Source organism: Bacillus sp. PSXD-155 (genome assembly GCF_049310765.1).
Taxonomy (GTDB): Bacteria; Bacillota; Bacilli; order Bacillales; family Bacillaceae_G; genus Bacillus_A; species Bacillus_A cereus.
Genome location: NZ_JBMOWC010000013.1, coordinates 64,242 through 85,772, shown reverse-complemented (window position 1 = coordinate 85,772; position 21,531 = coordinate 64,242). Strand labels below are relative to the sequence as shown.

Here is a 21,531-nt window from a genome sequence, read left to right as displayed (position 1 = left end):
TCTCCTCTTTCTTAAGCACTTATTTTATTATTTCAACTAATTCTTGTACTAAATTAGGATCTATTTCAGAAAAACATGATTTTCCTTCTCTTACCGCTGTACCGACATGAGCTTGCGAAATTCCAGTTTTATCTAGCAATCGCTTTATATTTTCTTTCGTCACGCCAGCTCCAGCTACAAGCTGAATTTGACCATCGCTTACCTTTTGCATTTCTGTAAGCACCGGAATATTCTCTACTATATTTCCTTGTCCACCTGAAGTTAGAACGTGAGTCACTTTATGAAACTTCTTTAAAGTGTTCATTGCTTCTACTGGATTTTCTATATCATCTATCGCACGGTGGTACGTTACATTTATTCCATCTACAGCAGATAGTAAGTCCGCTAATTTCTCTTCATCCACTTCATTTCGTTCGTTTAATACGCCTAATACTACACCAGCTGCTCCTAACTTCTGCGCAACTATAATATCTTCTTTCATCATTTCAATTTCTTCTTCCGTATATGTAAAAGACTTCGCATGCGGACGAATCATAACATGAATTGGTATACTTACCGCTTCTACCGCTTTTTTTATAAAAGCATAACTCGGTGTTAAACCACCTTCTGTATAAGATGAAATTAATTCAATCCGCTTCCCGCCAGCGCTTTCAATTCGTTTTACATCTTCTAAACATGTTGCAATAACCTCTAGCATGAGATGACCTCTTTTCGTGCTTTTTTCTTATTATAACATTAGTAAAAATAAGAAGCCTAGCTTTCTCCTTTAAAACTTAAAAAAGAAGAATAAAAAGAAAGATTTTTTATTGGCAACGATTATTGGTAACATCCTATTATTCATGTACACTCCTACCATAATGAAAAAAGCCCTTCATTTTGACGGACTTTTCTAATTTCAAGCTTTTCTTTCCTCAGTTTTCATATCAATGCCTAATTGATCTTCCAATAAATTTACACCTTTCTTTGTAAGATGGACAGCTCGGTTCTTATCCGTTTTCGTAATCCATCCCTGTTCAAAGAGCAGTTTTGCAATTGCAGACCCTAACCAACCAGAAATATGGTAACGCCGTTCACTCCAATCAAGGCAAGGTTTTGCAAATACCCTCCTTTTTGTATCTGCCTCATCAACATTTATTCCAAAATTCAGAAACCATTCCTTACCTTGTTCCGTTACAATGTATTCTCCATCCTCTAAAATTATAAATTTCCTATCTAGTAATTTTTCAGTTATCTCTACACCGAGTTTGCCTGCAAGATGATCATAACAAGTTCGAGCATAACGAATTTGTTTTAGTTGGCTTGATTGTTTTAAAGAGCGAACTTGAACTGTTGGTGCAATTGTCCCTAACTTTTCAAGCACTTCTGCAACTTCTTGATTAGCAAGTCGATAGTAACGATGTCTACCATGTTGTTCAACTGTAAGTAAATTCCCTTCTACTAATTTAGAAAGATGCGAACTAATTGTTGGATGTGACACTTTTGCCATATAAGCCAATTCACTAGCAGGTAGTGCCTGATTATTCATTAGACAATCTAAGATGATTGCTCTTGTAGGTTCAGCAATTAGTTTAGCTATATATGAGATATTCGGATATACATTCATATTTCGATGATACCCTAACTATTAAATTGATACAATTATTTTAAGTTTAATAGTAAAGGAGAATGTATTATGAATGCAATTGATCTTAGTATATTAAATTTAAAAGAAACGAGAAGGCGCTCAGAAAAATTATGGAATTCTCTTCCCGATAATTTTCTTAATTGGAAGCCTGATCCTGAGGCTATGTCCTTTGGTGAAATGATTCGTCACGTATGGAGCTCAACTTTTTACTATCATATGATTATAAAAAACAACGGTTCAATAAACGACATACGTACCCCGTATGATGACGAGCCAATTACTTGTGTAAAAAAAGAAATTGAATTGGCACAATCACACTTTACTGACTTCATAGAATATGTTCAATCAATAAGCATAGCCGAGCTAGATTCAAGACTTATTGATAGAAGTGATGTTGGCTATCAACGATATTTAGGTGATATGCTATTACGAATTGCCTATCATGATGCGGTCCATGCGGGTCAATTTTTACAATATTTGCGAATGGTTAACTTGGAAAGACCTTTAATTTGGGATTAAATACAAAAAATGTTTATACAGCCTCCAAACTGGCATTACAATAAGAATTTTTCAACAAGAAACAATCACAACACCATGATAATCATTTATATTAAAAACTTACATCTCAACCAAGTACTTTATACATATAAAAAGCACGGGTTTGATTACTAATCAAACCCGTGCTTTCAAAACAACTATATTATCCATAAACAATAAAATGTAAGCTTTAAAAACTACGACCGAAACGCCGCATCTGCCAGCATAGACAATGTTGCATCATCCATCGGCGGATTATGCAGTCCTGCTCTGACGTTTAAATAGTAACGATGGAGCGGATTTTTTTCTGATAAACTTTTTGCTCCTACGATGCGCATCGATTTATCCACTATGGATATCGCCGCATTTGTTACAGCATATTTCACGGCTGCTAATTCTTCTTGCAGTGATAGTTTATCTTCTGCCTCATCGTACTTTTTCGCAATTTGATATAAAAAGACACGAGCTTGCATAAGCTCAAGTTCTAATTCTCCAACTAATCTTCTAACATTCGGCAATAAACTAATAGAATGATTTAAACTATTTGGCTTGTATGATCCCGCAAATTGAACTGCATAATTTCTTGCTGATTGTGCAATTCCTAAATAACATGCTGGTATATGTAGCAACCAGCCAATACCCTTTTGTTTTACTTTTCCGCCCTTCACATCCGTAAAAAAGCGGCTTTCTATCTCTACATTTTGTAAGACAAGGTCGTGGCTAGCAGTCCCTCTCATTGCAACGCTATCCCACGTTTCTTCAATAGATACACCGAGTGTATTTCTTGGAATGACAAACTCACCAACATCTTCTTGGCCTTCAATACTCGCTGAAATAATAAAATAATCAAGTACTGGCGCCATCGTTGTAAAAGTTTTTCTTCCATTTATAACCCACTTCTCGCCTTGTTGAACCGCTATTGTTTCTGGTTTGCCGCCACGCGTCGGACTCCCTGTTTTCGGTTCTGTTGCTGCCCTGTTAAAGAGCGCACCATTGCTTACTTCTTCGCAAAACCATTTGAACATCTCATCATTCCAAGAGCGATTTTCCACTAGCTCTTTCACAATGCCAAGATGCCAGCCAATCGATAATGCAGTAGCTCCGCAGCCTTCCGCGATTTTTTCTTGAAATAAAACGAAGTCATATAAAGAAATCGCACTACCACCAAATTCCTTCGGTAACGTTAATTTCGTATATCCGATATCTTTCAAATCATTTATATTTTCATACGGAAATGATCCTAATTCACTTAGTTGATGCTCCCTTTCCATGAACTTGGGAATCAATTTATTTATTTTCTCAATAATTAAAGACTGTTCTTCTGTTTCAACAAATGAGAGTGCCATACTATAATCTCCTTTATGCTCGATTCATAAACCGTTCATTTTGTCATTATGATTATATGAAGCTACCTCTCTATTGTTTCACTATTCCGATAAAAATACAATGTTTTTGACTAATAAGAAAAGTTCCTATTTAAGGATAGATCCTTTTCTTATATTAGTCCCCCTTCAATGCTTTTAACGGCAAAGAGGTTACATATCCAATATACGAGAATAATTCTTTAAAGAAGAATGGTATTTCTGTATCTAACGTTTTATATGCTGATGTCGGCGTTGGTGAAGCATACGCTTCAATATTAATATGTTTTGCGATTCTCATTGCGCGTTTCATATGAAGTGGATCACTTACAATCGTGTATGTTTGTATGCCGTTCTCTATTCCAACTTGCTTCGCATTTTTTAAATTTTCTTCAGTGAAAAGGGATTTAGTTTCAATTAAAATATCTTCCTCTTTTACACCTTGTTTCATTGCATATACTCTTGCAGTACGTGCTTCCTCAAGTTCTGCCTCGAACTTTGTACCACCTGTAAAAATAATCTTTTTAATATTTCCGTTCTTATATAAAGAAATCGCATGATTAATTCTTTCTTTAAATACAGGAGATGGTTTTCCGTTCCATGAAGCTGCTCCTAGTACGATACCAGCATCCGTTTTCACGTCATCATTTGCTTTAAAACGATAACTCCAAATATCGTAAGCTGCATAACTTACATATAAAATAGCAGAACAAATCATTAGTAAAAATACTTGAAAGATTCGTCTTTTCTTACTCTTCTTATTTTCTTTCATTTGTAATTGCCTCCGTACATCATCCATACTTCTATAAAAAACATTTATATCAAATCGTTTTGTTTGAGTTTATTTAAAAGAAGGAACTTTACTTGTTATTTATGTATAAAAGGGTTTTCATTTAAAATTGAGGATTATCAATTCATTTTCATTTGCGGTTTTCATTACATTTTTTAAATTCATAAGTTTATTACCATACAACTACATTGTAACGAATTTTTTCTCAGAAGGGAACGATGAAACAAAAGGAATTAAAATAAAGTAGCATTTTGTAAGAAAAAAGGTATATTTTTCATGTCTCACGAACAATATACCTTTCAAAACACGAATTATAACTTTTCTTTATACAACTCTAATTTTTCTAACAATTGTTCTTTTACGCCTGGCCATTCACTCGAGATAATACTGTACACCACCGCATCTCTCACATAACCATTCGGTAATTTTCTTTCATTTCGAAGCACACCCTCTTTTACTGCGCCTAACCTTTCAATTGCTCGTTGTGCTTTTTCATTTCTTGCATCCGTCTTAATTTGCACTCTCAGCATATGCAATTTTTCAAAAGCATACTGAAGAAGCATATACTTACACTCTGTATTTATACTCGTACGTTGCACACTCGGATGATACCACGTTTGCCCTAATTCAACCGTCTTATCTTCTACTGAAATATTATATAAACGTGTACTTCCTACAATCTTATTCGTCTGTTGATCTACGACTATGAAAGGTATTTGAGTACCTCTTCCGTAACCCTTTATCGCTTTTTGAACGTATTGTTGCATATCTTGCACACTATCCATTTTAGAGATTAAATACGCCCAAATATCCCGATTTCCTTCTACAATCGAAAACAAAGTTTCGACATCAGTATTATCCATTAACCGCAACTTTGCTCTTTCGTGAATAATTTCCATTTTTAAGCCCCCTTTGTTGTTACTATAACATATCATTAAAATCATTTTATTAATATATACATAAAAATAAATTCATACCATAAACATATAGTACATCTAAAAATAAAAAATGCGATGCCTTTATTCAAGCATCGCACTTATAATTTTGCGCTACCTACGATTTTACGATAAATATTCATTTACACAATTTAGTAAACGCCATATATTTAGAACTTACATTATAGTTCAAAGCAACAAATAAGCAATCGGCGTAATGATAAGCAACGTTAAAATCGTTCTCTGCACATACAGAATAATAAGTTCAGATACTTTTAACGGAATATCTGTTGATAATATACAAGGAATGGAAGCGGAGAAAAACAGTATAGATGATACGGAAACAACTGCAATGACAAACTTTGTCACAAGTGGTGCACTTACTACTAATAATGACGGTAAAAACATTTCTGCAATACCAACTGATGCAGCTTTAGCAGCTAAGTCTGCTTCCGGTAATTGTAATAGCCATGTAAACGGATAGAAAATATAACTGATCCAATCAAATATTGGCGTGAACTTCGCTAAGACGATACCAATTAATCCTACTGACATAATAGATGGTAAAATTCCCATCGTCATAATAAATCCGTCTTTTAAATTCACTGCAATATTTTTCATAATGCTCGGTGCAGATTTTGATACTTCTAACGCATCTTCCCAAGCACGTTCCAACATTTTCTCTTTATAAACAGGCTCTGGGAACCCTTCTTCTGTTACATATGTATCTGGTTTTCTACTAAGGGGCGGGATTCTTACGGTGATAGCAGTCACGATGAATGTTACAACAAGTGTAGTCCAAAAATAAACATTCCATAAATACATAATATCTAATGTTTTTGCGATGATGATCATAAATGTAGCGGATACTGTAGAAAATCCTGTAGCGATAATCGCCGCTTCTTTTGTCGTATACTTTCCTTCTTTATACACGCGGTTCGTAATAAGAAGGGCAAGAGAATAACTTCCAACGAAGGACGCAACTGCATCAATCGCCGATCTCCCCGGCGTATTCCATAATGGCCTCATAATCGGACGACAAAATGTACCGATAAATTCAAGCAATCCATATCCGACTAATAACGCTAAAAACGCCGAGCCAATTGGAACGAGCAAACTTACTGATATGACTAGCTTCTCATACAAAAACGGTCCAACATCTGGCGCAAAGAACCAAGCTGGTCCTACTTTTAAACAATATAATATGCCAAAAACAACGCCAACTACTTTTAAAATAGAAAAACAAATGTCTACGATAGATGCATTCCATTTCTTCGTATAAAATGGATAAATCGCACCAATCGCCATAACAAATAATGCATAATAAGGTACTACGCCAGGAACCGAAGCCCTAATCCACGATACGATATGATCAATCATAATAGACGATGCACCGTTTATCGTAACAGGAACGAAAAACATAAACACTCCAACGAGACTAGCAAGTATAAACCGAAGAATAATCCCCTTCTCTCGCCCTGTCTTAATTACATTACTCTTTAATTCAATTTCACTCAAAATTCGACACCTCCTATTATCTAAATTTTCTGTATAATCATGTTATATTCCTTCTTTCTATTTCTACTATTTAATTATATGAAAAAGCCTATTTTAAAATAGGCTTTTCTATTACCTCTCATAATCATCCACAATCACTTGCATGATACGATACGATTCTTCTGCCACTTTTTCATTACTATCCCTATTCGCATCATATGTAATTAACGCCTTCCAAAGTGCCCATCCTCTCGCTCTATTCCACGTTTCTTCATCCATGCGTAATACTTCTTTAAATATATTTCTACTATTTTCATCAAAAAACGTCCAAGCCATCGCTGCATCACAAGCAGGATCTCCTACGCCTAAAATACCAAAATCAATTACAGCACAAAGTTTTCCATCTTTAACGAGTAAATTCCCTGGTGCTACATCTCCATGAATCCAAACTGGCTTACGATCCCATGTTGAACTAAGTGCTAAATTCCAAAGGTGCTTTAATAATGCCTCGTCAAAAACATCCTTATTATTTTCAATAGCAACTCTCGCCTCTTCATCATATACAGATATAAGTCCGCCTCGGTAAAAATTATGTGTTCCAGCTAAAGGTCCGTTACTCGCATTTATAGATTGCAATTCTACTAAAAAAGACCCTAAGTCCGCTGCAAATTCATTTAAATCACGAACGTTTTGTTTCGTAACTGTTTCTCCCTCTATCCACTTATTAATAGACCAAGGCAATGGATACGCTTCAGACGGATTTCCTTTCGCAAGTGGGGTAGAAATCAGTAAAGAAAGCCCCTTACTTAATAGTGGTAACCACTTATTTTCTTTCTCTACTTGCGGTGCATATGCCGCGTCACTTGGCAATCTTACACTCATCTCATCCCCTAGATGAAATGTTCTATTATCATGACCACTAAACTTTACAGGTTTCACTTCTAAATGGGCCCATTTAGGAAACTGTTGTCGTATTAACTTTTCAACTAAACTTACGTTAATTGGATGCATTCACATTCTCCTTTTCTTTTGAAACTTACTAAGTCCATCCGTACTCCCAACATATTCAAAACTATTTTTCTTATAAAAATCATTCAACGTACAATTATGCCCCACGCAATCTAACTTCAAATACTCTTTGTCATGTTGTACATTCTCTTCTACCCACCGTAAAATCCATTCTCCTATTCCATTTCCCTTATACTTCCGTTTCACCGCAAATCGATGAATGTATAAAGAATTAGAAACTTCCTCCTTACCAAAAATACGCTCATCCCATTCATTTTGTTTAGGAGAAACTGTAACCGTACCAACTATTTCATCTTCTTTCAGAACAACATATGTATATTTTTCTCTTATACATTCTAGTATTCCAGCCGTAGCTTCCTCTCCTAAAAGATACTGCCACTGATCCACTTCTTTATATTGTAGCCATTGTGCTACTTCTTTTAATAAAATGATAATACTATCACTTTCATTTTCAGTAGCAATTCGAATTGCATATTCTTTACTTATATTTCTCTCCATATTGCCGTTCCCCTTTCAAATTGCTACCATACTGACAAACGAGTCCTTCCATCATTTTCATCTGTAATATATTCTACATAAAATCCTTGATTCACTGCGTTTTCATACATCATTTCAATCTCTTCTTGGTTTTTCGCATAAATTTGTATATACTCGCCATCCGCTACTAATACGACTACTTCACACTTACTCTCCTTAAATTCTTCAAATGTTGCAATTTCTCCTATTACCTCTCCTTTTGGACATGCTTTTAGATCTAAAAATAAAAGATAATATATGTTATCTTTTATTAGCTTTTTTAATTCTGATCCTTCCATGATCTCGTTATCTTCTGAAAATAATTCTGGACCTAATTCATTCCCTATTATTATATAAGCTTCCTCCCTTCCCATGACTTGCCAATCAAATACAGTAATATCAATTGGCTTTAATACTTTCCAAAGTAAATTATCATATCCATCTAGAATATCTACTGTAATCCCTCTTTTCATATGCTTGCTCCTAACTTATTCATTTTCGTTTCATACATTATATATGAAATGTAATTACTATATTTTGTCGATACATATGTACATCAAAAAAAACCGCTCCACTACTAGCGAAACGGTTTCCTTCTGCTTACATTTAAATATTTCATTCAATTGTTGCACTACGTTTTAAAATATTTTTTAATATATGCACCACATCATTCATTCTTAATGCTCACTTCGACTTCACGAAGTAATATAAAAACCATACTGCATGATTTTGTTCATCCGCAGCTATTCTCCGTAACAACTCTTTCAAATATACATCCGATGTCTCATCTGAAATTTCCAAATAAAAATCTACTGTTTTTTGTTCATCTTGTATAGCGAACTCTAATCCTTGTAAATACGTATTTGGGCAGTCTTCAGTAATTTGTGGTTTTGGCTGCCTACCAGTTAAGTTCGTATAAATTTGTACAAAGTTGTGGAAATGCTTTATTTCATCATTACGAATTTCAAGAATTTGTTTTTGTTCTACTTGATTTGGAGCCATATTCGCTAATTTTGCATAGCAGCTTATAGCGCTATACTCTCCGTTTATAGCTTTTTCAATATCACTAATCAACTTATCATTTTGTCTATACCAATCATAATAATTCGAATTATACATCGTATCCCTCCATACTTTCGCTTAACATTTTATGCATTTAGAAATAGTAGGAGCCTGTGTATATAACGGGACGACTTTAGATTGAAAGTAAAGTTTGAGAAAAGGGTCTATTTTACAAAGGAATTGCTTATTCATAAAGTGAAACTATATTCAGTGGAGAATTTACTACACGACAAATAGCGGATAAAATATCACTATTTTTTTGTACGCTGTGGCTTAAAATTCGCGAATGAATCAGGTTTCCAACCAGATGTGGTGTTGAGATGCGAAGCTATTATGAATCCAATCATATAACTAGGAGGTACCACTATGCCATCTTTATTTAAACCTATGGCCTTCCAGCTGAAAACCGAAAGACTTGAGCTTAGTATGTGGGAGGAATCCGATTCCGTTTGGCTGAGCAAATTAATTAGCGAACGTGGTGTGGACATTCCAGCCGTTGATTCCGTTCGTAACCGGCTCATTGAGATGCGCAAGAAGACAAAGGAAAATGGCATTTCCCTTCTCACTATTCGAAGGCGCAATGAAGGTGATTTCATCGGATACTGTGGCTTAATTATTGGACGTTCCACACTTGAAGAGCCAGAGATTGCATACGAGTTGTTCCGCAGCGCTCATGGTAAAGGTTATGCGACTGAGGCGGCATCTGTTGTGCTGGACGCGGCGATTGCTACTGGACGCCAAAGACTTTGGTCGACTGTAGGCGCTTGGAATATCGCTTCCCTCCGGGTACTAGAAAAGATAGGATTTAAGCGGCATCACAGTACGTGGGATGACGAACGTGGTGAAATTGTTTGGAACGTACGCGACCTCTAAAAATCTCGACTTAATTCTAAACACTACACTTTTCAACAATCAGGCATTTACATTGAGAAAAAATCAAAAACAAGCCGTTTCACTAATTAGTGAAACGGCTTGTTTTTAAGCGTTCAATTCTGTTTTATACCCTTTTACTGCACTACGTTTGAATGCAGTTGCTAATATAGTAACCATACCTACTATACCAATCCAAACGAGTACAGTAACAGGGATATTCCAGCTTAACCCTTTTCCGAAGAAGAAGATTTCTCTTAGGCCTTCAATCATAAATTTCATTGGTAACCATGGGTAAACCCAGTCTTGATAAAACGGAGACAACATCTCAGGTGCTAATGATAATAACGGCGCCCCGAAGAATAGTAATAAAGCGAATAAACCGATTCCTTTTAGCCCAACTAATGAAAATACCGCGGATATCATTAAGAAGAAACTAAAAGAAGTAATGGATAAGAATAGAGCTGTATCCGTGAAGTTCGAAATATTTAACCCTACCATCCCATCTGCAATCCATGTAAGACCAAACCCAATTACAAGTGTCGCAATAGCTCCTGTTACGATTTGTTTTACTTTCAATATAAAGTTTTCTTTTCTTGAACTTACCGGTATTTTACTAATCGCAATAAAAATAATCGCTGCGCTCGCTAAACTTGCAATCCATAACGGCTGGAACAATGATATTGGTGAATTACCGTTCGCACTATTTTTGCCGACCTCATTCACATTTTTCACGTTCTTTACAATAGGTGTTACTAATTTCTCAGCTTGATCTGTTGTTACAGTAGCTCCTTTTGCTTTCAACCCTTCTAATATTTGTGTACGAACAGTATTGTTCATATTATCAACCACGCCATTTAATATTTGTCCTGCCATAGTTGATGCCGCCGTATTCATTCCTTGATTAATATATATTTCTATCTCAGGTGAAGATGGCTGTGGTGTGCGTAACGATGCTTGTTTTGCACTAAATTCTTTCGAAATGACTAACGCTGCATAATACTCTTTATTATTTAACCCTTTTTGAACTGCTTCCTTATTCTTCACTTCTACCCACTTTACCGCAGGTTCTCCATCTGATTCCGATGATTTTTTCACCATACCAACAATTGTTTGCCCCATATTCATTTTCGGTTGATTTGGAATTTCTACACCTTGATCCTCATTTACAATTGCAATTGGCAAGTTTTTCGGCTGCGGTTGAACAGTTGGAAATAACGTTAATGAAAAAATAAAAACAACAAGTAGTGCAATAACTGGCGATAACAATAAAAGTTTATTTTTAAACATCTTCTTTTCTCCTCCTTTAATTTGATTTATAATAATCAACAACGTGTTGTTTATTTATATTTTGAATTATATGTTCGAGTTGAACCTTATACAATAATCAAAAATCGTGAATGTGTCGGTTATAAGACACATTTTCTAAATGTGTTGAGTAAAATTAAGGAGGGACATGCTTTGCGCGATAGTAATTTAGATCTGCGTGTTGTTCGTACGAAAACTGCCATACGAAATGCATTGGTGGAGCTAATTGAAGAAAAGGGTTTTGACGCCATTACAGTGAAAGATATCACAACGAAAGCAAACATTAATCGCGGTACTTTCTATGCGCACTATCAAGATAAATTTGATTTAATGACAAAATGCCAAGAAGACATTATGTACGAGTTTTCTAACATTGCTAAACAGAAATTCCCGGAAGTTATTGCTGACCTTGGAACAAATCCTTCTCCAACAATGCCATTTATACTTATCACTTCTATTCTTCAATTTCTAAATGAAAATAGTGATTTTATGAGAGCTGTACTAAGTCCGAAAGGAGATTTATCTTTCCAAACAAAACTGAAAGACTTTATGTGGAAAACATTATTTGAAGATACGAATGGTCCTCTCATTAATAAGGAGAATTTACTTGTTCCAAGCGAATACTTAACTTCTTATATGGCATCTGCACATATAGGTGTCATCCAGCAATGGTTAAATAATGGACAAAAAGAAACACCTGAGGAGATTGCTCGCTTTTTATCAACTATTGCAGTTCATGGACCTTTTTATGCAGCTGGCTTAAAGAAATAAGCCAGCTGTATACAAAAGAACACCCACTATAATAGTGGATGTTCTTTTACTTAATTACAACACTTCAATATACCCTTCTGTTCCGTGTACCCGAATTCGTTGCCCATCTTTTATTCGTTTCGTAGCATTTTCCACTCCAACGACTGCTGGTAATCCATACTCACGTGCGATAACTGCTCCGTGCGTCATAAGCCCGCCAACTTCGGTAACCAATCCTTTTATAGACACAAACAACGGTGTCCAGCCAGGATCGGTAAATGCCGTAACTAATATATCTTCATCTTCTAAATTCGCATCTTCCATATTTAAAATAACGCGAGCTCTTCCCTCAATTACTCCCGAAGAAACAGGCAAACCTACAATTGCTTCGGCCGGGAGATTTTCTCGTTTATATTTACCTGTAATGATTTCTCCATCAGACGTCATAACTCGCGGCGGCGTTAGTTTTTCATATAATTTGTACTCATTTTTTTGTTGATGAATAAGCTCGTAATCTAGTTTATTTGTGCGGACGACTTCGTGAAGTTCTTCAAAGGTTAAGTAGTATATATCATCGACTTCATGAATGACCCCGCTCTGCACAAGTTGCTCAGCTTCTTTCAATAACGCCTGCTTATATATAAAATAACGATTAATCATGCCGTATTTTGGATATTCACGATAACCGATACAATTACGGATGTTGCGAATCATTCGCTTCGTTTCTTCTACTTTTTGTTTTCCATCCGGCAAGTCTTGTAATCGATCTACTAACTCTTCTTCTTTTTTCAAAGCTTCCTGCAGTCCTTCTTCAAACTTTCGCTTACTAGCGCCAGCTTCAAAGTCTCTTATATTATTTAAAATCATCGGGATAATGATTGTTGGCTTTTCACTCCAGCGCGTTTTCGTAATGTCGATTTCTCCGCTGCATCTCATTCCATATTTGCTTAGAAACGCCTCGATTGCATCCCGAACTTTTTCTCCGCCGTTATACTGAACAAGTTCATCTAAAAAGTTATCCTCTTCTACATGTTGTAAATACGCAATAACTTCTGGATACGGCCGAATCACATCAGCAACATCCATTAATGCTAGCCCCATTTCTGACGTAATATTATTTTGTACCGATTGAGAAAGCGCGTCTGCTCCATTCTTTTCGCCTAGCCATTGCTCCATTTTTTCATTGATCCAAGCCGAAGCATTCATACCTGCCATAATGATCGCTATACTTTGCGGGTTAAATAATACTTTCTTTAATTGCTGAATGTCTTCTAAAATAAAATCAAGTACATCCACCCCTGATTTCGTTTGCATGTTTCGTTTTAACTCTTCGATTGATGCTTCACTATTCTTTATTAAATCTGTAACGATTGCTGGATCAATTTCGATTTCTAGTTGCGAACTTACTGGTGGCTTACTTTTACTAGCACTCTTTTCTTTTTCTTCATCCGGTAATAATTTAATAAAATGATCTCGCTCGATTATAGTCGTTAATGCATCTCTTACGAGTGGATCCGATTTTCCTAAAGTGTTTACTAAATAAGCTCTGCTAGCAGGTAAAGCTAATTGTTGCGTAGCATCAACAAATAGCCTTCCTCCGGCTTTACACATAGGTGCACTAGTCGTTAACAGGAAAAAAGATAAACCTAATGGTTTCATCGCATCGGTCATCATTTGTTGGTGACCAACTGATATATAAACGTGATTTTCCCCATCATTTACTTCTGGAATTGGATATAAAGTCGTAATCGGTCTGCTTTGGACTATATAAATTGTATCATCAACTAAACACCATTCAATATCTTGCGGACAACCAAAATAAGCTTCGATTTGTCTTCCAATGCGTGCTAGTTGTAAAATTTGTTGTTCAGTAAGTGTTTGAACTTTTTGCTGATTAGGAGCAATTTTCTTTCTCTCTGTTCCGCCTTCTTTTCGTCCATAGATGGCTAATTTTTTCGTTGCGATGACCTTTTCGACGATTTCGTCTTCTTTTACCTTATAATTATCTGCAGAAACCAATCCAGATACTAGCGCTTCGCCAAGTCCAAAGCTGGCATCGATTGACAACACCTTCCTATTCGAAGTAATCGGATCCGCAGTAAATAAAATCCCTGAAGCCACAGGGAAAACCATTTTTTGAATGACAACACATATAGAAACTTGATTATGATTAAAACCGTTTTGCATTCGGTATATAACCGCTCGATCTGTAAATAAAGAAGCCCAGCATTTTTTAATATGCTGCAAAATGTTTTCTTTTCCAATAATATTTAAATACGTATCTTGTTGACCAGCAAACGAGGCATACGGTAAATCTTCAGCAGTAGCACTCGAACGCACTGCATACCCATGTTCATCGCCAAAGTGCGAGAGATAATGAGCTACTGATTCCACTACATCAACTGGAATTTCCACCGCCATAATGACTTCTCTAATCTTCTTACTAATTTCACCAATTTGATCTCGTTCCTCAATTTTTAGCATTTTTAATTGATTCAACAAAGTTTGAAATGCTTCATTTTTTCCGATGGCCTGTTCATACCCTACCGTTGTAACACAAAAACCTTCTGGCACTTGTATCCCTTGAATATTGGATAACTCCCCTAAATTCAATCCTTTTCCACCAACGAGAAAAAGCTGCGTTTTTTCTATTTCCTGAAAACCGAGAACGAAAGAACTCATTTGGCACCTCTCCTTACTATTCATGTGTTCTTGATTGTAACAGTAGTAAATGAGAAGAAACAGTCTATTTCGAACTTGATTTACATGATATAATTAAGTTAGGAAGAGATTAAAAAATGCCCCAGTTGCATAATGAAGTAACTGGGGCTCCTTATTTCCGCTCAATTTTAAATTGTAATTTATTCACAACTAACTTCAATGTACTTCTGTTTTTCCCCTTTTTTATAAAACGCCATTAATTATCACACACAATTCTTACCTCGACAAATAGTATATAACCCGAAATACGCTTTAGTTTAACCTCCTGTGAGCCTTTTCACAGGAGGTTTTATACATACATATATTATTTATAATGAATTAGTTCTCCTATTTTCCAAAAAAAGGATGATTGTATTAGAAATGAAAAAACTTCAAGGAATTTATGATGATGTTATTAGTTTAGGGGAAAATTGTTATACCGCTATTCATCTGAAAAAATATAGGCTGCGGAAATATTCAGGTCCTCTAGATTGGTTTGAATCACCGAATCTTTCTTCTATCAACACATTATTGAAAAATAATTTTATAGACTTTATGGATTTAAAAAACATGCACGCAATGCAGGAACAAAATATTGTGTTTAATGATGGTGTGATACAACCTGTTTTTTCTCATATTATAAAAGACACAAAATATAACGTAACATCTTATCATGATTTCCCTGTTATTCCAAATGAAGATTGGTTCATCACATACCATGATTTTAAACAAAAATTAGATCGAAGAATTGATAACTTTTACGAAAAAATTCATCATTCACAATCCATTTTATTTGTTAGATGGGGCGGAAACTTGACTGAAGCACTAGAATTACAAACCGTTTTATCAAATATTGTTAAAAATAATTTTAAGATTCTTTTACTCTATCCAACAGGACTTGAAAATGAAATAAACGAATTAGAATGGGGGCTTGATCATGTTTTCCCTATTCAAGTTTCAAGTAATTATCAAAATAAAAGAACTTGGTATATCCTCTTAAAAGATATACACTTAAACTCAAAATAATAGTAGAAACTACGACTTTACAATCAATATTTTTTGTTTGCACTTTATATAAATTGATATGTCTCCATCTTAATTCTAGGAGTAAATTATTGTTTTTTTAATCCCCCCCACTCATTCTTTTCTCAAATCCTCCAAAATGGATTTGAGAAATTAGGGAACTATAATGTCGTATTAACATATATTAAGGGGGATAAAAAGTGGACAATGAGATGAATTATGGAAGTGATTATAAGTTTATTCCAGCAACTTCAATTGAAAGTGGTCATGGCATCGAAGTATTGCCTGATTTATTTTGTTACACGATTCAAATCGTCAATATATGCTTTGTCGGAAATCCTGAGACCAATGATTTTGTTTTAGTTGATGCTGGAATGCCTAAATGTGCAAATGAAATTATCTCTGTCGCTGAGAATCGATTTGGTACAAACAGCCGCCCAAAAGCAATTATTTTAACTCACGGGCATTTTGATCATGTTGGTTGAATAATTGAACTAATCAAGTATTGGGGTGTTCCCGTCTATGCCCATCAAATGGAGATGCCTTTCCTGACCGGACAACAAAGCTATCCTGAACCAGATCCAACAGTTGAAGGTGGTATGGTAGCGAAAATGTCCCCTCTGTTCCCTAACGAACCGATTGATTTAGGAAGTCGCATAAAAGTACTTCCTACAGATGGAACTGTTCCCCATATGCCAGAGTTTAGATGGATTCATACACCAGGACACACTCCAGGTCATATTTCATTATTCCGAGAAAAAGACCGAACATTAATTGCTGGGGACGCTTTTGTTACGGTGAAGCAGGAATATCTATATAAGGTAATTACTCAGGAACAGGAAATAAGCGGTCCGCCTCGTTATTTAACAACAGACTGGAAAGCCGCTAAAGAGTCAGTTATTAAGCTAAAGAAGTTAAAGCCTCTAACCGCTGTTACTGGACATGGGATACCGATGTCGGGTGAATTGCTATCAACAAGCCTCAATACACTCGCTCAAGAATTTGATAAAATTGCTACACCTGATTATGGAAAATATGTAGATAAAAACATAAATTAAACAAAAAACTAAAATGTATCACAAAATCAAAACGTCAAAGAATGTTAAAATATGTGAAAACAATAACCTTAGGCGACCTCTCTATTTTAAGAATGGAACTATCCTTATTGAATAAAACTCGATATTCCGCAAACACTACCTGTAGTGTAGCCTGCTTCTTACCCAGGTTGTACTTCTTACCATAAAAAAGAGCAGTCATAATAAATAACTGCTCTTTTTACTTTTAACATACTTTTTTAAATTTTGTTCATACCATACTTAATCCATAATACAGTTTAACTAAATTTCATTTCAAAGTTTTTAGTTTCAAAAAATCCGATACATCCCATGACCTTACTACATTATTAACTTTTGTTCTCTGTCTGCTACCCCTAGACCATTGCAAACAAAGTATAAAAATAAGAACAATATCAACGAAATCCCCGCCATAATACATCAGCACGCCCCCAATTTCTGCTTGTTCAGTAACTACACCAGCAGGCGGATGAGCATATATGTATTTTGATAATATCCCATGACCAGCTGATGCAATTATTAAAATAATTGATCGGTACATATAGCTATACCTATGGGATATTAAATCAACATAAATCATTGATGTGGTAAACAAATATCCTGCAATAAAAACGTGGAAATGTATGAACAAATGAAGCAGTATACTTTCGTGCATCATCGAGTATAAGCTAGTCGTATAGAGAATCCATAGTCCTCCTAAATTAAGCAAGGTTGCGATAATTGGATGAGTAAGAAGTTGTAGAGGCCTACTCTTTAGTATCCTTGAAAGACGTCGTGCTGCTTTCACATTGAGCGTTCGTAAAAAAAGAGTCATTGGAGCGGCTAATGCTATAAAAATTGGAGCAAGCATCCCAAGGAGTAAATGCACAAGCATATGCACTGTGAAATCATTATGAGCACGATGAGCTAAGGGCCCAACAACTGCTATTGCCACACAAATAAGTCCTAAAATCCAGAAGACACTTCGATATAACGGCCATCGTTTGTAATGGCGATTTGATAAAATCGTGGCTACTATATAAATTATTAACATAATTAAAATGAATACGAATAGTAAAATATCCAGTGCATTCCATATTTCATGATGAAGATGGTTATTGTTCATTTAAGCTTTTACCTCTCAATAATCTTTCATCAGTTCTTGTCTGAAAAACTAGCAGAATGCCAATTAAGAGCATTACAGTCGCAATTATATTCCATATTACGTCGTAGATAAGAACATTATCTACGTATCGAATCTGATGTATTTTCATTAGTTTATGTTGAATTATACCGTCATATAATTGAAATCCACCACTACCAAGCATTAATCCGCTCCACCATCTTTTCAACCAAAATGCATTTCTACGGCGAAGATCAGCAACCATAAACAAAGAACCAATCGTTGCAAACCAACTAAAAGCATGAAAAAGACCATCTGAAATGAGTCCAATATCTGTTGTAGATTTATCATAGAAATGGTGCCAATGTAGCAGTTGATGAAAAATAGTTTCATCTATAAAAGCTACTAACCCTAGCCCAAACAAGATACCTGACCATAGATTACGGGTCAAATAAACAGAAGAGGTTAAATAGCTTGTATTATCGGTTTTGGTAACCATTAAATCCTATCCTTTCCACTAATGTATATTCTTATTTTTCCCAAAAGAAAAACGTGCTAAACATACTTAGTGCCAAAGGAAAATAACATTCAATTAGATGTATCATATAAATACTCATTCTCAAGCGTATTTAATATTTGATTAAAACTCACTAAAAAACTTGAAGTGGTTCACCATTCTAAAATAGCGCTAGTATAATTTCTTTAACATTTTAGAATGAATCTATATTTTTAGCTTTTAATCAATTTATTAACAATGGAAATTACCATTTAGTCTTAACTATTTGATCCTCTATAAATAAACTATAGTTTTTCTCTAATGATAATTTCCAAATCTTCATTTTAATATTGCATTTGTATTGCCTTTTGCACATTTTGAACATCATTTTTTAATAGTTGCTTTAAATCATAAGCTGGATAGTAACCACGTTCATACATAAAGTTAAAAACCTGTGCATGTAATTGTATAGCACCATTTATTTGACGGGTTAAAACTTCTCTAAGTCGCGGCGTTGCAGTTTCGGTAATAGCTATTGCATAGTTTCGAACAGATGTCTTTGCTAATCCAAGTAAATCTCCAGCGTAAAATCCAGTGTCATCACGATGCTGCGATTGAAATCCAGGAGCATAAGGATAAAATTGTACTAACTCTTGTAGATTGTTTTGGATGGCATTTATAGCTTTAATATATAACGATTGAAGTGCTTGATCAGGTACATTCCTAACTGATTTTTTTAATTTGATTAAACCGTTTGTTTGAAATGCTACTAATTCATGTAACTCCAATGTTTCATGCCAAGCTAGCTGATTAGGATAAGACATAGACGTTCCCCCTTAATATTCATTCATGCTACACTATGCAAAAAAATTCAAAAAGGGCCTATACTACATGAATTCATTTCAATCTAATTCATGATTGCTTATTATCCTTCTATGTTAATCACAATAAAGTATCCTTAATTCCTCTTCCCTATTTTTTTATATCCTTAATTTTGATTTTCAAAATGACTTCTTCGCCTTTACAATCTATAAATTTAATTTTTTCTTCCTTAAAAATCCCCATCATAATACATCCCTTCTTGTTTCGTTATAAACCATATTAGTTAGAAAATATAAATTTGAACATTGTACCTATATATTCCTTATATATTTTTTAAATGTTATAGCTACTTAAATTTATACATGATTAAAAATTAACTATTAAAGTAACTACATTGAAGGGGATTCTTCATTAAATCCTTTTATTTTTATAGATTGAAAAATAATTATTTTAGTCGTGTTAGTCACCCATTCCTAAATAATTAATAGGCTATATATTATGACTTAGGAGGGATAAAAAGATGACTATACTTTATGATAAAGACTCTTTACAAAAAAATATTATTACCCTTCCACATTGGCAACAAGAAGCTTTCCGTTCTTTTAAATTAAAAATGACAGATAAAGATAAACTGTTTCCTTGTATACCGGCTCAACACGGCTTTACAGCAAATCACCTCAGGTACGGGTTCATTGGTGATCCTAGAGATACAAATACTAGCGAGGGTTTTGCTGCATTACTTAAAGAATATACTGAATGTTCTAGAGACACAGGTCAATACGCCTCACTTATTGTTTTTATTCATACACCAATAGATTTACTGCGAGAAACTACAGTTGAAGATTTTGAACATATTTATTGGTCTCTACTTAATACAACTAGTCGTTTGGACGAGATGGAATGGCCTACGTACATTCCAAATGACCCTATGGAGAATACTTGGGAATTTTGCTTTCATAATGAATCATATTTCGTTTACTGCGCTACACCTGCCCATGTCAATAGACAAAGTAGACATTTTTCATGTATGATGCTCGCTTTAACACCTAGATGGGTTTTACAGGGGGTTATGAATTCTGAGAAACGTAGTAGAAAACTAAAAAACTTAATACGTCAACGTCTAGCAGCTTATGACAAAGCTCCTATTCATCCCTCTCTGAAAGACTATGGTGAAAAAGATAATTATGAATGGCAGCAATATTTTTTACGTGATGATGAAACCGTCCCATCCAAGTGTCCATTTTCTCGAATCATAAAATACTTTCATAAAAATAAGTAATTCACTCCATTTTTTATTATTTAGTTGTACAAACTTTAACCACTGAATAGATTTAATATAGATCAAATTTAGTGGGAGGAGCATATTATACGTGGGCATATTTTTAAGCTATGTTTTCTTAGGTTTATCATTATCTGCTCCAATGGGACCTATAAATGCTGCGCAGCTAGAAAAAGGTATTAGGAGTGGGTTTTTTCACGCTTGGATTCTTGGCATAGGAGCCTTACTTGCAGATGTTATCTACATGGCACTTATTTATTTAGGTGTAATTCATTTCCTCGAAAAAGATATTATAAAACTTTTCTTATGGTCTTTCGGAGCTTTTGTTTTAATCTATACAGGCATTGAAAGTTTAAAAAATGCGAATCAAATTAGTATTAGTAATACTAGAAATGATGATTCAATTATTAAAAGCTTTTTTTCTGGTTTTTTTATGTCTTTATCGAATCCATTGACAATTCTATTTTGGCTTGGAATTTTCGGCTCTATATTAGCAAAAGCCGCTTCTTCCTATAATAAAGAGCAGCTTTTGTTATATAGCTTTGGTACTATTTTAGGTATTTTTATTTGGGATATTACGATGGCAAGTACTTCTAGTATATTTCGTAAAATTTTAAATACGCGTATATTGTCTCTTATAACAGTAATATCTGGAATATCACTTATTATTTATGGATTATATTTTGGTTTTCAAACTTACCAAATCATTTTTCAATAGCTTCTATTATTTAGTTTTCACATACTATTCATGTTGTGT

Annotated in this window: 21 protein-coding genes and 1 pseudogene; 7 read left to right on the top strand and 15 right to left on the bottom strand. The window is 34.7% G+C overall.

What is annotated here, in order from left to right; all coding sequences use genetic code 11:
- Nucleotides 1–19 precede the first annotated feature (19 nt).
- Entirely contained in the window at nucleotides 20–697 is a 678-nt protein-coding gene (locus tag ACO6VI_RS16260) for a copper homeostasis protein CutC (RefSeq protein ID WP_422423653.1), read from the bottom strand.
- A 198-nt stretch (nucleotides 698–895) separates the two neighbouring features.
- Nucleotides 896–1,603, bottom strand: coding sequence for an ArsR/SmtB family transcription factor (locus tag ACO6VI_RS16255; RefSeq protein WP_065484251.1), 708 nt, complete (start codon nucleotides 1,601–1,603; stop codon nucleotides 896–898).
- Nucleotides 1,604–1,672: 69 nt separating this feature from the next.
- Here ACO6VI_RS16255 and ACO6VI_RS16250 point away from each other — a divergent pair, with 69 nt between their 5' ends.
- Entirely contained in the window at nucleotides 1,673–2,143 is a 471-nt protein-coding gene (locus tag ACO6VI_RS16250) for a DinB family protein (protein WP_000991272.1), read from the top strand.
- Nucleotides 2,144–2,358: 215 nt separating this feature from the next.
- On the opposite strand, the gene ACO6VI_RS16245 is transcribed toward ACO6VI_RS16250, so the two are convergent.
- The 8 genes from ACO6VI_RS16245 to ACO6VI_RS16210 form a co-directional block, all read right to left on the bottom strand.
- Nucleotides 2,359–3,507, bottom strand: a complete 1,149-nt coding sequence (locus ACO6VI_RS16245; protein ID WP_098033033.1) for an acyl-CoA dehydrogenase family protein — start codon at nucleotides 3,505–3,507, stop codon at nucleotides 2,359–2,361.
- 154 nt (nucleotides 3,508–3,661) lie between these two features.
- Complete coding sequence (locus tag ACO6VI_RS16240) at nucleotides 3,662–4,294, bottom strand: YdcF family protein (RefSeq protein ID WP_000662215.1); 633 nt, start codon at nucleotides 4,292–4,294, stop codon at nucleotides 3,662–3,664.
- Nucleotides 4,295–4,623: 329 nt separating this feature from the next.
- Nucleotides 4,624–5,211, bottom strand: coding sequence for a GNAT family N-acetyltransferase (locus tag ACO6VI_RS16235; protein WP_098033032.1), 588 nt, complete (start codon nucleotides 5,209–5,211; stop codon nucleotides 4,624–4,626).
- 225 nt (nucleotides 5,212–5,436) lie between these two features.
- Nucleotides 5,437–6,765 carry a YjiH family protein gene (locus tag ACO6VI_RS16230; RefSeq protein ID WP_065484253.1) on the bottom strand — a complete coding sequence of 443 codons (1,329 nt, stop codon included), beginning with the start codon at nucleotides 6,763–6,765 and terminating at the stop codon, nucleotides 5,437–5,439.
- Between the two features lie 111 nt (nucleotides 6,766–6,876).
- Nucleotides 6,877–7,755 carry an aminoglycoside phosphotransferase family protein gene (locus tag ACO6VI_RS16225; protein WP_097960944.1) on the bottom strand — a complete coding sequence of 293 codons (879 nt, stop codon included), beginning with the start codon at nucleotides 7,753–7,755 and terminating at the stop codon, nucleotides 6,877–6,879.
- Nucleotides 7,756–8,271 carry a GNAT family N-acetyltransferase gene (locus ACO6VI_RS16220; RefSeq protein ID WP_097960945.1) on the bottom strand — a complete coding sequence of 172 codons (516 nt, stop codon included), beginning with the start codon at nucleotides 8,269–8,271 and terminating at the stop codon, nucleotides 7,756–7,758. It lies immediately after the preceding gene.
- A gap of 23 nt (nucleotides 8,272–8,294) precedes the next feature.
- Nucleotides 8,295–8,762, bottom strand: coding sequence for a DUF2691 family protein (locus tag ACO6VI_RS16215; protein ID WP_033695840.1), 468 nt, complete (start codon nucleotides 8,760–8,762; stop codon nucleotides 8,295–8,297).
- Between the two features lie 211 nt (nucleotides 8,763–8,973).
- Nucleotides 8,974–9,408 (bottom strand): ferritin-like domain-containing protein, encoded by a 435-nt coding sequence (locus ACO6VI_RS16210; RefSeq protein ID WP_023522362.1) that lies wholly within the window; start codon nucleotides 9,406–9,408, stop codon nucleotides 8,974–8,976.
- Between the two features lie 309 nt (nucleotides 9,409–9,717).
- On the opposite strand from ACO6VI_RS16210, the gene ACO6VI_RS16205 reads away from it, so the two are divergent.
- Nucleotides 9,718–10,224, top strand: coding sequence for a GNAT family N-acetyltransferase (locus ACO6VI_RS16205; RefSeq protein WP_098033030.1), 507 nt, complete (start codon nucleotides 9,718–9,720; stop codon nucleotides 10,222–10,224).
- Nucleotides 10,225–10,329: 105 nt separating this feature from the next.
- On the opposite strand, the gene ACO6VI_RS16200 is transcribed toward ACO6VI_RS16205, so the two are convergent.
- Nucleotides 10,330–11,511: a YhgE/Pip domain-containing protein gene (locus tag ACO6VI_RS16200; RefSeq protein WP_161519820.1), complete on the bottom strand. Its 1,182-nt coding sequence runs from the start codon at nucleotides 11,509–11,511 to the stop codon at nucleotides 10,330–10,332.
- Nucleotides 11,512–11,682: 171 nt separating this feature from the next.
- On the opposite strand from ACO6VI_RS16200, the gene ACO6VI_RS16195 reads away from it, so the two are divergent.
- Complete coding sequence (locus ACO6VI_RS16195) at nucleotides 11,683–12,300, top strand: TetR/AcrR family transcriptional regulator (protein ID WP_338326346.1); 618 nt, start codon at nucleotides 11,683–11,685, stop codon at nucleotides 12,298–12,300.
- 54 nt (nucleotides 12,301–12,354) lie between these two features.
- On the opposite strand, the gene ppsA is transcribed toward ACO6VI_RS16195, so the two are convergent.
- Nucleotides 12,355–14,961 (bottom strand): phosphoenolpyruvate synthase, encoded by a 2,607-nt coding sequence (gene ppsA / locus ACO6VI_RS16190; RefSeq protein ID WP_161519818.1) that lies wholly within the window; start codon nucleotides 14,959–14,961, stop codon nucleotides 12,355–12,357.
- Nucleotides 14,962–15,345: 384 nt separating this feature from the next.
- Here ppsA and ACO6VI_RS16185 point away from each other — a divergent pair, with 384 nt between their 5' ends.
- Nucleotides 15,346–16,005, top strand: a complete 660-nt coding sequence (locus tag ACO6VI_RS16185) for a DUF1796 family putative cysteine peptidase (RefSeq protein ID WP_003301681.1) — start codon at nucleotides 15,346–15,348, stop codon at nucleotides 16,003–16,005.
- 197 nt (nucleotides 16,006–16,202) lie between these two features.
- A pseudogene (locus ACO6VI_RS16180) lies at nucleotides 16,203–17,060 on the top strand (MBL fold metallo-hydrolase).
- Nucleotides 17,061–17,346: 286 nt separating this feature from the next.
- On the opposite strand, the gene ACO6VI_RS16175 reads toward ACO6VI_RS16180, so the two are convergent.
- From ACO6VI_RS16175 to cotF, 3 genes are all read right to left on the bottom strand, one after another.
- Nucleotides 17,347–18,180 carry a cytochrome c oxidase assembly protein gene (locus tag ACO6VI_RS16175; RefSeq protein WP_161519816.1) on the bottom strand — a complete coding sequence of 278 codons (834 nt, stop codon included), beginning with the start codon at nucleotides 18,178–18,180 and terminating at the stop codon, nucleotides 17,347–17,349.
- On the bottom strand, nucleotides 18,170–18,676 hold the full coding sequence (locus tag ACO6VI_RS16170) for a DUF2243 domain-containing protein (protein ID WP_000256787.1): 507 nt from the start codon (nucleotides 18,674–18,676) through the stop codon (nucleotides 18,170–18,172). The genes ACO6VI_RS16175 and ACO6VI_RS16170 overlap by 11 nt, the downstream gene beginning before the upstream one ends.
- A 341-nt stretch (nucleotides 18,677–19,017) precedes the next feature.
- Entirely contained in the window at nucleotides 19,018–19,497 is a 480-nt protein-coding gene (cotF, locus tag ACO6VI_RS16165) for a spore coat protein CotF (RefSeq protein WP_078439851.1), read from the bottom strand.
- A gap of 518 nt (nucleotides 19,498–20,015) precedes the next feature.
- Between cotF and ACO6VI_RS16160 the strand changes: the two genes are divergently transcribed.
- Both ACO6VI_RS16160 and ACO6VI_RS16155 read left to right on the top strand, forming a co-directional pair.
- A complete protein-coding gene (locus ACO6VI_RS16160) occupies nucleotides 20,016–20,774 on the top strand; it encodes a YqcI/YcgG family protein (RefSeq protein WP_161519815.1) in 759 nt (252 codons plus the stop codon).
- A 91-nt stretch (nucleotides 20,775–20,865) separates the two neighbouring features.
- Nucleotides 20,866–21,492 carry a LysE family transporter gene (locus tag ACO6VI_RS16155; RefSeq protein ID WP_000510848.1) on the top strand — a complete coding sequence of 209 codons (627 nt, stop codon included), beginning with the start codon at nucleotides 20,866–20,868 and terminating at the stop codon, nucleotides 21,490–21,492.
- Nucleotides 21,493–21,531: the final 39 nt, after the last annotated feature.

Coding starts and splice junctions, on each gene's coding strand:
- ACO6VI_RS16250 (WP_000991272.1), top strand. CDS start 1,673: ATGAATGCAATTGATCTTAGTATATTAAATTTAAAAGAAACGAGAAGG.
- ACO6VI_RS16245 (WP_098033033.1), bottom strand. CDS start 3,507: ATGGCACTCTCATTTGTTGAAACAGAAGAACAGTCTTTAATTATTGAG.
- ACO6VI_RS16225 (WP_097960944.1), bottom strand. CDS start 7,755: ATGCATCCAATTAACGTAAGTTTAGTTGAAAAGTTAATACGACAACAG.
- ACO6VI_RS16260 (WP_422423653.1), bottom strand. CDS start 697: ATGCTAGAGGTTATTGCAACATGTTTAGAAGATGTAAAACGAATTGAA.
- ACO6VI_RS16220 (WP_097960945.1), bottom strand. CDS start 8,271: ATGGAGAGAAATATAAGTAAAGAATATGCAATTCGAATTGCTACTGAA.
- ACO6VI_RS16175 (WP_161519816.1), bottom strand. CDS start 18,180: ATGAACAATAACCATCTTCATCATGAAATATGGAATGCACTGGATATT.
- ACO6VI_RS16240 (WP_000662215.1), bottom strand. CDS start 4,294: ATGAAAGAAAATAAGAAGAGTAAGAAAAGACGAATCTTTCAAGTATTT.
- ACO6VI_RS16235 (WP_098033032.1), bottom strand. CDS start 5,211: ATGGAAATTATTCACGAAAGAGCAAAGTTGCGGTTAATGGATAATACT.
- ACO6VI_RS16185 (WP_003301681.1), top strand. CDS start 15,346: ATGATTGTATTAGAAATGAAAAAACTTCAAGGAATTTATGATGATGTT.
- ACO6VI_RS16205 (WP_098033030.1), top strand. CDS start 9,718: ATGCCATCTTTATTTAAACCTATGGCCTTCCAGCTGAAAACCGAAAGA.
- ppsA (WP_161519818.1), bottom strand. CDS start 14,961: ATGAGTTCTTTCGTTCTCGGTTTTCAGGAAATAGAAAAAACGCAGCTT.
- ACO6VI_RS16255 (WP_065484251.1), bottom strand. CDS start 1,603: ATGAATGTATATCCGAATATCTCATATATAGCTAAACTAATTGCTGAA.
- ACO6VI_RS16210 (WP_023522362.1), bottom strand. CDS start 9,408: ATGTATAATTCGAATTATTATGATTGGTATAGACAAAATGATAAGTTG.
- ACO6VI_RS16200 (WP_161519820.1), bottom strand. CDS start 11,511: ATGTTTAAAAATAAACTTTTATTGTTATCGCCAGTTATTGCACTACTT.
- ACO6VI_RS16215 (WP_033695840.1), bottom strand. CDS start 8,762: ATGAAAAGAGGGATTACAGTAGATATTCTAGATGGATATGATAATTTA.
- ACO6VI_RS16170 (WP_000256787.1), bottom strand. CDS start 18,676: ATGGTTACCAAAACCGATAATACAAGCTATTTAACCTCTTCTGTTTAT.
- cotF (WP_078439851.1), bottom strand. CDS start 19,497: ATGTCTTATCCTAATCAGCTAGCTTGGCATGAAACATTGGAGTTACAT.
- ACO6VI_RS16160 (WP_161519815.1), top strand. CDS start 20,016: ATGACTATACTTTATGATAAAGACTCTTTACAAAAAAATATTATTACC.